Annotated in this window: 1 protein-coding gene and 1 pseudogene; one reads left to right on the top strand and one right to left on the bottom strand. The window is 66.8% G+C overall.

Going from position 1 to position 693, the window contains the following annotated elements; translation table 11 throughout:
• Nucleotides 1-415 (bottom strand): amidase family protein (locus MOV74_RS39620; protein WP_246933051.1); only part of this gene is annotated, 415 nt, incomplete at its 3' end.
• A 91-nt stretch (nt 416-506) separates the two neighbouring features.
• On the opposite strand from MOV74_RS39620, the pseudogene MOV74_RS39615 reads away from it, so the two are divergent.
• Nucleotides 507-693 (top strand): annotated as a pseudogene (locus tag MOV74_RS39615) (DNA-protecting protein DprA); the annotation flags it as partial.

The following is a 693-nucleotide window of genomic DNA, read 5'->3' as shown; positions in this document are numbered from 1 at the left end:
CGGCCGCCGCCGAACCCGCGGACGAGCCGCCCGGCGAATGGCCGAGATTGTGCGGATTGAGCGTCGGCGTCGGATCGCGCGAGGCGAACGCGGTCGTCGTGGTCTTGCCGATGATGGTGGCTCCCGCCCGCTTCAGCATCATCACCACAGGCGCGTCCGAGCGCGGCTGCCAGCCGCGATAGATCTCCGAGCCCATCTCGGTCGGCATATTGGCGGTGTCGATGATGTCCTTGATGCCGACCGCAATGCCGCGTAGCGGACCCGAGGCTTGCGCTCTTGCCGACTTGTCGTGGCGGACGAAGGCGCGGACGTCCTTCTCTTTGGACTCGATCACCGCGTGCGATTGCGCGATGGCGGCATCTGGCGACAACTCGCCGGCTTCGATGCGGCGCTGGAGATCGGCGAGTGAGATCATGGCAACGTCCTTCTTATTGGGATCGCTTTTAGCATCGGGGCGAAGTCGCGCAAGCGCACGTCCCTGTTGCGCAACGCCCTCAGGTTGTTCCATGCTGCGCCTGCAAGGAGACGCCGTGGACGCCATCAATCCGAGCGTGGAGCTGACCGAGGCCGAGCGGATCGACCGCCTGCGGCTGATCCGCTCCGACAATGTCGGGCCGCGCACCTTCCGCTCGCTGGTCGATCATTTCGGCACCGCGCGCGCCGCGCTGGAGCGGCTGCCGGATTTGGCGCGCC

It is taken from the genome of Bradyrhizobium sp. SHOUNA76, from assembly GCF_023006445.1.
In the GTDB taxonomy this organism is placed as follows: Bacteria; Pseudomonadota; Alphaproteobacteria; order Rhizobiales; family Xanthobacteraceae; genus Bradyrhizobium.
The sequence above is the reverse complement of the archived record's forward strand: the minus strand, read 5'-3'. Positions and strand labels throughout refer to the sequence as shown.